This window comes from Ensifer sp. Root954 (assembly GCF_001429005.1).
GTDB lineage: Bacteria > Pseudomonadota > Alphaproteobacteria > Rhizobiales > Rhizobiaceae > Ensifer > Ensifer adhaerens.
On the sequence record NZ_LMJM01000024.1, the window covers coordinates 189,706 to 199,101 of the forward strand.

Annotated in this window: 11 protein-coding genes; 6 read left to right on the forward strand and 5 right to left on the reverse strand. The window is 61.8% G+C overall.

Annotated elements, in window-relative coordinates; genetic code table 11:
• Nucleotides 1-435 precede the first annotated feature (435 nt).
• From ASE71_RS18800 to ASE71_RS18820, 5 genes are all read right to left on the reverse strand, one after another.
• Nucleotides 436-972: an OmpA family protein gene (locus tag ASE71_RS18800; protein ID WP_034793945.1), complete on the reverse strand. Its 537-nt coding sequence runs from the start codon at nt 970-972 to the stop codon at nt 436-438.
• A 13-nt stretch (nt 973-985) separates the two neighbouring features.
• The gene (locus ASE71_RS18805; protein ID WP_034793947.1) at nt 986-1,663 is read right to left on the reverse strand and encodes a L,D-transpeptidase; all 678 of its coding nucleotides are present in this window, start codon (nt 1,661-1,663) and stop codon (nt 986-988) included.
• A gap of 273 nt (nt 1,664-1,936) precedes the next feature.
• A complete protein-coding gene (locus ASE71_RS18810) occupies nt 1,937-2,251 on the reverse strand; it encodes a hypothetical protein (RefSeq protein ID WP_051659302.1) in 315 nt (104 codons plus the stop codon).
• A 228-nt stretch (nt 2,252-2,479) separates the two neighbouring features.
• Entirely contained in the window at nt 2,480-2,950 is a 471-nt protein-coding gene (locus tag ASE71_RS18815; protein WP_034794215.1) for an aminoacyl-tRNA deacylase, read from the reverse strand.
• Between the two features lie 64 nt (nt 2,951-3,014).
• Nucleotides 3,015-3,575, reverse strand: a complete 561-nt coding sequence (locus tag ASE71_RS18820) for a dTDP-4-dehydrorhamnose 3,5-epimerase family protein (protein WP_060518867.1) — start codon at nt 3,573-3,575, stop codon at nt 3,015-3,017.
• Nucleotides 3,576-3,766: 191 nt separating this feature from the next.
• Between ASE71_RS18820 and ASE71_RS18825 the strand changes: the two genes are divergently transcribed.
• From ASE71_RS18825 to rfbF, 6 genes are all read left to right on the forward strand, one after another.
• Nucleotides 3,767-4,519 (forward strand): cephalosporin hydroxylase family protein, encoded by a 753-nt coding sequence (locus tag ASE71_RS18825; RefSeq protein ID WP_060518869.1) that lies wholly within the window; start codon nt 3,767-3,769, stop codon nt 4,517-4,519.
• A gap of 94 nt (nt 4,520-4,613) precedes the next feature.
• The gene (locus ASE71_RS18830) at nt 4,614-5,339 is read left to right on the forward strand and encodes a WbqC family protein (protein ID WP_060518871.1); all 726 of its coding nucleotides are present in this window, start codon (nt 4,614-4,616) and stop codon (nt 5,337-5,339) included.
• Nucleotides 5,336-6,193: a phytanoyl-CoA dioxygenase family protein gene (locus ASE71_RS18835; protein ID WP_060518873.1), complete on the forward strand. Its 858-nt coding sequence runs from the start codon at nt 5,336-5,338 to the stop codon at nt 6,191-6,193. The genes ASE71_RS18830 and ASE71_RS18835 overlap by 4 nt, the downstream gene beginning before the upstream one ends.
• Nucleotides 6,190-7,341: a class I SAM-dependent methyltransferase gene (locus ASE71_RS18840; protein WP_034793964.1), complete on the forward strand. Its 1,152-nt coding sequence runs from the start codon at nt 6,190-6,192 to the stop codon at nt 7,339-7,341. Before ASE71_RS18835 ends, ASE71_RS18840 begins: the two co-directional genes overlap by 4 nt.
• Nucleotides 7,342-7,443: 102 nt before the next feature.
• Nucleotides 7,444-8,553: a DegT/DnrJ/EryC1/StrS family aminotransferase gene (locus ASE71_RS18845; RefSeq protein WP_060518875.1), complete on the forward strand. Its 1,110-nt coding sequence runs from the start codon at nt 7,444-7,446 to the stop codon at nt 8,551-8,553.
• A 99-nt stretch (nt 8,554-8,652) separates the two neighbouring features.
• Nucleotides 8,653-9,396 (forward strand): glucose-1-phosphate cytidylyltransferase (gene rfbF, locus ASE71_RS18850; protein WP_244497378.1); only part of this gene is annotated, 744 nt, incomplete at its 3' end.

The window sequence follows — 9,396 nt, forward strand, 5'->3', positions numbered from 1 at the left end:
TATTTTACCGCCCCGAGGAATGCCCCGACATGGCGCAGCTACCGCGTCGCACGTCTGGTGAGACGCTGAAAGCACTGTAGGTTTTCGAACTGCCGCACTTTCCATCCGTGTGGATGCCATGAAAGGACGCATGACGCAGAGGCAGGCAGACGGAAGTATCAGATCACCCCCTGCTTTGAGAAGACTATGGCACTTGCGCTTCAACCGATTGATGCGGCGGCCGCCGTGCTCTGTCGTTCCGCGAAACACAGGGCAACATATTCGTCGACCGATGGGCCAACGAGAAAAGTACCGGGCTGCGCATAGCCACACCCGCCCGTTTGTGGCTATGCGCCCTGGTCTTCTGTGCTGAACGACGCGCTGATGGCCAACACATGGAGTCCATTCCGCGTTGGCGGAAGCGACCGCCCACGGTCGTTGGAAGCCGCCGCCCGCTCAAGTCGCGTCGCGTTCCGTCCTGAGGTTGGAGACGACGCGCCGGTTCTGGACCTTGCAGGAGCGCTCGGTGCAGTCGCGCACCTCGCGGTCGTTGCCGTAGCCTTTGGCCCACAAGCGATTGGGGTCCACACCCTTGGACACCAGATAGGCCATTACCGCATCGGCGCGTTTCTGCGACAGCGTTTCCATCTTGGAAGCGGAGCCGCTGTCGTCGGAGAAGCCCTGTAGCTTGACCAGCCAGCGCGGGTTGCTGTTGAGCCAGATCGCCTGCTTGTCGAGTGTCGCCTTGGCGACGCTGTCGAGTGCGGAGGAATCCTGGGTGAAGTAGGTCCGGCGGCCGACATTGAGGATAAAGTCCTCTTCGGTACCGACCGATACGGTTTCGAAGCCGGGTGCCGGGTCGTCGGTTTTTCCGGTCATCGGCACGGCTGCGGGCTCTTCGACTGCGGCCATCTCGGTGGTGTTGCAGGAAGCAAGCGTCAAGAGAATGGCGGCCGCGGAAAGCAGCCTCGTCAATCCGGTCATAGCGGGCATCGGGTGATATTCCTCATTCGACCGGAGTTGCGACCGGGGTTGCTTGGCTGACCTCGGGGGCCTTTTCGGCGATATGCGGCAGCACCTGCACCGCCGTGCCGATGGGGCAACGCTGGTAAAGGTCGATCGCATCCTCGTTGAACATGCGGATGCAGCCGCTGGAGGCATCCTTGCCGATGCTGCCCGGCTCCAGCGTGCCATGGAAGCGGTAGCCGGTATCGACGCCGTCGCGCAGCAGGTACATGGCGCGCGGGCCGAGCGGATTTTTCGGCGAACCGCCCTCGACGAACTCAGGCAGTTCGGGGTGGCGCTCACGCATCTCCGGTGGCGGCGTCCAGCGCGGCCACAGCGATTTCCTGTCGATCGTCGCCCGGCCGTACCATTTGAAACCCTCTTTCCCGACGCCGACGCCGTAGCGGATGGCCGTCTTGTTCTCCATGATCAGGTAGAGAAAGTGGTGCCTGGTATCGACGACGACGGTGCCGATCGGCTCGCTACTGAAATACTTGACGACCTGGCGCTGCCATTTCCTGTCAATGTTGGCGAAATTGGTGCTCCGGTATGTCACGCCGTTGTCCACGGCCGGGCCGGAAAAATAGGCTGTCGCCTTTGCCAGTGCCGGGCTCTGAAGCGCATTGGCGCCAAGCAGCGCCAAACCACCAAGCATAGTCTCCCTGCGGGTCCACACCATCGGCAATATCCCCCGAAAGCCAATTAGCGAGGCTGCAGTAAATCAGATTTTTGAACTGCTACAACAGAAAATTCTCACGCATCGATTCTTTCGCGACGGCCGGACAATAGATTGGATCTTCTCGGCGTTCGTCGCAAACGAACAGGCGGCAGACATCGCCAGCCCACCGCGGACGTGCCTTCGCCCGCCTCGCCGTTGCAATGCTGCGCGGCGCCGGCCGCGGCGTAAGCGCCGGGCGAGCGTCAGCTGCGTTTACCGGCAATATGCGGCGAACTACTTGATATCGCGTGCCTGACCTGACGCCCTGAGCTCCGCGAGCGTCTTTCCAAGGCAACTCCCGCCGGCATCAGAGCCAACCGCCTTGGCCGCGCCGTCCAGCGTGATCGTACCGGCGAAGTTGTCAGAAGCCTGATAGGTTGCGGTTCCATCCGCAGTCACCTTGGACAGATAGAAGGCGTGCTGGGTGCCCTTGTATTCGCAGGCAACGGCAAACGGAAATTGATCGAACAGGACGCCTTCGGCACGTGCCGAGGTACCGAAGGACTGAACGCTGGTCGCAACCAGCAGTACTGCCAGAGACTTGGACATATTCGCAGAGCGTATGCGCACCATCGATCCCCCAACCCAGTTAGATAAAGGTATCCGTCGAGCGCGATGGTGCCGCCTAGCGTGCGCTTTGACAAGCCCGACTGGCAGATTCAAGCACAGCAAATATCGACCAGCGGTTGGCCGCTCCTTCCCGCTTCAAGCGGATGGCGCCAAGGAACAGGCGGCAGGCGTCACGCCAGCGCAAACAAGATCGTTCTGAACGGCCAGTCACGCCGGATGGCTGAAGCGGGCGATCTGCGCGCCCCGCATCAGGTTGCGGAAATTCGCGCCGCTCATGTGCACCAGCGTCCGGTGATCGCCGCCTTCGAAATAGACGTCGCTGACATCGCCGAGGCTTTCGTCTAGCAGCACCGGCACGTCATAGGCCGAACCAACCGGCGGCACGGCGCCGATGTCGCAATCGGCAAAGAGATTGCAGACCTCCTCTTCCGAAGCGAGGCCGAGGCGGCGGTCCATTACGTCCTGCAGGGTCGAGAGTTCGACCCGGTGCGTGCTCGGCACGACGGCGAGCACGTAGCCCATTTCGTGGTGAACGACCACGGATTTGGCAAGCCGGCTGCCCGGCACATGCGCCGCCCGCGCCGTCTGGCTGGTGGTCGCGGTGCGGTGATGGTCGACGGTGTCATAGGCGACACCCGAACCGTCGATATAGTCCTGAAGTTTTCTGGCGATCGTCATCGTCGACACCCCTTCTCTCTCGTGGTGGCGCGGAGAGGTTATTGTCCTCCCATCCCTCACGAAGTCAACGACGGACGGCGACGATCCTGTTCGGCAGCAAGGGGAGCGCCTGGTCGCGCGGCGACATTTGCGAGACCGGCAACGGCCAAGCGATCGCGAGCCCCGGATCGAGCGGGTTAAGCCCGCCTTCGGCCTCGGGCGCATAGGGCTTGTCGTGCAGATAAATCAGCTCGCAATCCTCGGTCAGCGTCTGGAACCCGTGGGCAAAACCGCCAGGGATCATCATCGAGCGACCATTGTCCGCACTCAGCACCTCCCCGTGCCATTGCAGATAGGTCGCAGAATCCGGCCGCAGGTCGACCGCCACATCGAAGACAGCGCCGGAAAGGCAGGAGACGAATTTCGCCTCGTCGTGCGGCGCCTGCTGGAAGTGCAGGCCGCGGATCGTGCCTGCTGCCTGCGTCAGGGTATGGTTGATCTGCGCGATCTTTCCATCGCCGCCGAAATCGGCCAGCGCCTCGCGACAGAAGAAGCGCGAGAAGAAACCGCGATCATCGCCCCTGCGTTGCCGCTCGACGATGATGAGACCCGCTATGGGTGTAGAAATTCGATCGAATCGCGACATGGTTCCTTCCGCCAGAGACCAAGGACTACCCGTCTTTTCGCCCTTAAGAAACCGGCCTTGACCGTATTTGCAATTGCCGACATGAAAGCGTTCACAGGAAAGCGTTGCGAATCGGCGAAAGCGCCAGGGATCGCGATTCGCGGTCGAGAGCGTATCCATAGGTTGTATCCGAAGAAGGGCATCAGACAGCAATGGCAGTGGAAGACGATCGTCTCGCATTCGAAGCCCACAAGACCGAAATGGCCCTTGCGCTCGGCAAGGATCAGGGCGCTTTCCAGCAGGCACACGACACTGTGGTAGCGCTCGACAAGTACGACTACTCCTATCTCTGGTCGTTCATGGGCGTGCCGATCATCCAGATGCCGGCCGATGTCATGGCGACCCAGGAGGTCATCTGGAACACCAAGCCAGACATCATCATCGAGACGGGCGTTGCCCGCGGCGGCTCGATGATCTTCATGGCCGCAATGCTGCAACTGATCGGCAAAGGCAAAGTCATCGGCGTCGATATCGATATCCGCGCCCACAATCGTGACTCGATCGAAAACCACCCGATGTCCTCGCGCATCACGCTGATCGAGGGGCCGTCGACGACGGCCGAAACGCTGGCGAGGGTCGCGGCCGAAATCCCAGAGGGTGCTTCGGTCATGGTGGTACTCGACAGCGACCACAGCCGTGATCACGTGCTGGACGAATTGCGGAACTACGGACCTCTGGTGACCGAAGGGCAATATCTCGTGGTCGCCGACACGCTGCTTGGCTATGGCGACGCGTCTCAGACACCTACGAAGCGCTCGAAAATCTGGCATCCGGGCGATGAGCCCTACGCCGCGCTCAACGCCTACCTCAAGGAAACGGATCGCTTCGAAACGGACCCGGTTCTCAACGGCAAGCTTGTGCTTTCGAGCTCCCCCGGAGGCTATCTGAAGTGCGTGCGCAACTAGGAACCGGAGATATCCCAAGCGCGCTGTTCGAGAGTCCTTGCCACGACACGGATGGAGACCTCGACACCATCTTCGCGCCGGACGAGCCCCACGTATGACCGCCGTCGTCATCTCCCAGCCGATGCTTTTTCCCTGGCCGGGCTTTTTCGAACAACTGGCGCTTGCCGACGGCTACATCTACCTCGACGATGCCCAATTCTCGAAAGGCAGCTTCACCAATCGCATCCAACTCCTGAAAGGCAACGATCGTTGCTGGATGACGATACCCCTTGCGGGAAAAGGAAGCTTCCAGAAGATCCAGGACCTTTCGGCGACCGCCGACAACTGGCGCGCCAGCCATCGCTCGTTGCTGCGCCAGTCGCTTGATGGCGCGCCCTACATCGATGACGCGCTGGCAATCTTAGACGAGGTCTACGCCAACGACAGCCTGTGTGATCTTCTGATTGCGAGCACCGAGGTCCCGGCCCGCTATCTCGGCATCGGCTTCGAACGCACCATCCGGCGCTCCCGCGACATGGCTTCGAATGGAACGTCCTGGCAGCGCGTGCTCGACCTGGTGCTTGAGGCGAATGGAACGCGCTATCTGACCGGACACGGCGCTGCCAACTATCTCGATCATCAGGCCTTCGAAGCTGCCGATGTTTACGTCGAATACATGAATTACAGCTGCACGCCGTGGCCCCAGCCCCGCGAAACCTTCACGCCTTATGTTTCCGTCCTGGACCTCATTGCGCGCACTGGGCCCGATGCGCGCAAGCATTTGTTACCAAAAACCATTTCGTGGCGGGAATTCCTGAAGGAGGAAGCAAGCGTATCATGAAGAACGGCACCATCATTTCCGAAAGCGCGCGCCAGGAATTCGAGACCAAGGGTTATCACGTCGTACCCGGCTTCTACGACATCCAGTCAGAGATTGCGCCGATCCACGAAGGCATCCGCCAGACCCTCGAACTGATCTGCAACAAGTACGGCGTCGACGCCCCGACCGACACGGCGCACGAGGCGATGACGATCGCCTATCGCAAGCTCATTGCGGTCAACCGCTCCTGGGGCGGTGAAGTCTATGATGCGATAAAGCAGATTCCTGCCTTCATGCGGCTCGTCAGCTCGGTTGCCAACGACGAGGTCTTTAAGGCACTTCGGCCCGGCAGCATCCCGGGCATCGCAGCTGGCGGCTACGGCATGCGCATCGACAATCCTGGCGAAGAAAAGTTCCGCGCGCAATGGCATCAAGAATTCCCCTCGCAACTGCGCAGTGTCGACGGCATCGTTTTCTGGACGCCGCTTTTGCCGGTCACCGAAGACATGGGCCCGGTCCAGATTGCCGAGGGGTCGCAGGCCGAAGGTCTCGTTCCGGTCTATGAAGACGACGCCGGCGCTGGCAAGACCGGCGCCTATGCGTTGCATCTTCACAAGGGTGAAGAGCGGCTTGCCCGCTACAAACACGTCGCTCCCTTGAGCAGGCCCGGCGATCTGATCCTGATGGACTTCCTGACCTTGCATCAGTCGGGTCACAACGTTTCGCAGACGCCGCGGTGGAGCATCCAGTTCCGCTATTTCAACTACGCCGAGCCGCTCGGCATCCGCATCGGCTGGAAGGGCTCGTTCGCCGCAGGCGTAAAGTTCGCCGAGGTTCTGCCGGAGCTGGTTGCACCGCAGGGAGAATTGGCATGACGAACTGCCGTGTGTGCGGCGGCCACATTGGCGCACCGACCTACGACGTGCCCGCGCCGGCGCTGACCTCGATCATGACGCTGCTCGACGTACCGACACGCGTCTTCGTCTGCGGCGCTTGTGGACATGCCCAAAGCGACGATATTCCCGATATCCAAGCCTTCTACGACACCGGCTACCGGATCTCGCTGACCAGCGAAAATCATGATCAGATCTTCGCGGTCGCAACCGATGGCACGATCACCTATCGCACCGATCACCAGGCCGCACTGGCGCTGCGGTTGCTCGATCTGCCCGAGGGCGCCTCAATCCTCGACTATGGTGCAGCAAAGGCCGTGACACTGCGCAAGATGGTTGCGAACCGCAGCGACTTGCGTCCGCACGTCTTCGACGTCAGTGCCGATTATGCGGCCGCCTGGCAGGGCTGGGTGCCGGAAGCGGCCCAGGCCACTTACGCCGCGCCCGAAGGCTGGCAGAACAAGTTCGACGCCGTCATGAGCCACTTCGTCATCGAGCACGTGGCCGATCCCGTCGGCTTCATGCGCGACGTGCGCAACCTCCTGCGGCCGGGCGGCAGCTTCCTGTTTTCCATGCCCGATGTCGCCGGCAACCCGGGCGACATGGCCGTCGCCGATCACGTCAACCATTTCAGCGAAGCCTCGCTCGCCCATGCCCTGGCAAGCGTCGGGTTCGAACTGCAGGTGATCGACTCGACCTCGTTCCCTGGCGCCTTCTTCGTCGTTGCAAAGCGCGCGGAAGCGACCGTCGAGGCCGCCCACACGTCGAAATCCGCCGCCGATGCGGCCAAGGAAGCCCGCGACATCTGCGCCTTCTGGGATCGGGCGTCGGAAACGCTCGCGGGCGGGGCAGATCGCTACGCCAAGCGCAAGGTTGCGATCTACGGCGCCGGTTTCTACGGAAGCTGGATCTACTGCCGGATCGGCCAGGCCGTCGATGTCGTGGCATTCCTCGACCGCAACGAGAACATGAAGGGCGCCACCCATTTCGGCATCCCGGTGCTTTCGCCTGAGGACCTGCCAGCGGAAGCCGAAGCACTGTTCATCGGTCTCAACCCGCTGAAGGCCCGCGCTGCGATTGCCGCGCAACCCTGGCTGCAGCGGCCTGGGCTCGACCACGTCTGGCTCTGACAAGAGCACACAGCAAGAAGCCGGAGCGGGACGAAAACTCGACAAAATCCCGCCCGGCATCCACGCCTCTTTCGAACTCCCGGTTCTCACCAAGCGCTCCCCATGAAACCCCGCATCCTCTACACCAAACCTTCGATCACCGACCGTGAAGTGACCTATGCGACCGATGCGGCGGCCAATGGCTGGGGCGAGCGCTGCTACGACTACATCAACCGCTTCGAGGCGGCCTTCGCCGCGCATCTCGGCACGACGCACGCGATCTCGACATCGAGTTGCACCGGCGCGCTGCACATGGGGCTTGCCGCACTCGGCGTCGGCCCCGGCGACGAAGTGATCCTTGCGGACACCAACTGGACGGCGTCTGCCGCGCCGATCGTTCACCTCGGCGCAAAACCGGTCTTCGTCGACGTGCTTGCTGATAGCTGGTGCATCGATCCGGAAAAGGTCGAAGCGGCAATCACGCCAAGAACCAGGGCGATCCTTGCGGTTCACATCTACGGCAATCTCTGCGACATGGACCGGCTGCTTGAGATCGGCGCCCGGCACGGCATTCCTGTTGTCGAGGATGCGGCCGAAGCGCTCGGGTCCGAGTGGCATGGACGCAAGGCCGGGTCGCTCGGCGCCTTCGGCGCCTTTTCCTTCCACGGCACCAAGACGGTCACGACGGGCGAAGGCGGCATGTTCGTCACCAGCGACGAGACGCTCCATGAAAAGGTGCTGACGCTCTCCAATCACGGCCGCGCCCGCGGGCAGAAAAAGCAGTTCTGGCCGGACGAGATCGGCTTCAAATACAAGATGTCGAACCTGCAGGCCGCCGTCGGCCTCGCGCAGATCGAGCGCGTCGGCGAGCTGGTCGATCGCAAGCGAGAAATCTTCTACGCCTATCGCGAGCAGCTTGCAGGCGTGAATGCCATTGCCATGAACCCGGAGCCGGAGGGAACGAAGAACGGCTTCTGGATGCCAACCGTCGTCTTTGCGCCGGAAACCGGCGTCACCCGGGAGGCTTTGCAGAACGCCTTTGCGGCCGAGAACATCGACGCCCGTGTCTTTTTCTGGCCGCTGAGTTCGTTGCCGCCCTTCGACGAGGTGCCAGCGAACACCGTGGCCTATGACTTGCCCGGCCGCGCGATCAACCTGCCGAGCTATCACGACATGACATCCGACGAGATCGGCCGCGTGGTCGAGGTCCTGCAGGGCCGCCTCGCCGCCTGAGAGCAGGCGCGCGCAGACCACCTCCGCGCAAGGTCGCCAGGATATTAGGACTTTGCAATGCGCCATGCCGAGTGGCCGGCGCAAATACGGGGCGGTCGCATGAAAATCGTCATTCTCGCCGGTGGCTACGGCACGCGGATCTCGGAGGAGAGCCATCTCCGACCAAAACCGATGATCGAAATCGGCGGGCGGCCGATTCTCTGGCACATCATGAAGATCTACAGCCACTACGGCTTCTCGGATTTCGTGATCTGCCTCGGCTATCGCGGCTACATGATCAAGGAATACTTCGCCAACTACGTGCTGCATTCCTCCGACGTCACCTATTGCATGGCGACGGGTGAAACCCTGTTCCATTCGAACAAGGCCGAGCCCTGGCGCGTGACGCTCGTCGATACCGGAACGGACTCCATGACCGGCGGGCGCCTGAAACGCGTGGCCGACCATCTCGGCGATACGTTCTGCCTCACCTATGGCGACGGCGTTGCCGACATCGATATCAAGGCGCTGACCGACTTCCACCGCCATCACGGCCGCCAGGCGACGGTCACCAGCGTGGTCCCGCCCGGCCGATATGGCGCGCTTGCTGTCAGCGACGGGCGGGTCAGAAGCTTCATCGAAAAGCCGGCAGGCGACAACGGTCACATCAATGGTGGCTTCTTCGTCCTCAACCGTTCGGTGCTCGATCGCATCGAAGGCGATCAGACGCCGTTCGAAGCGGAGCCTCTGGAAGGTCTCGCCGCGGACGGCCAGTTGATGGCCTTCGAACACGCCGGTTTCTGGCGCCCGATGGATACGTTGCGCGACAAGAACCAGCTCGAAGACCTCTGGCAGAGCGGAGCG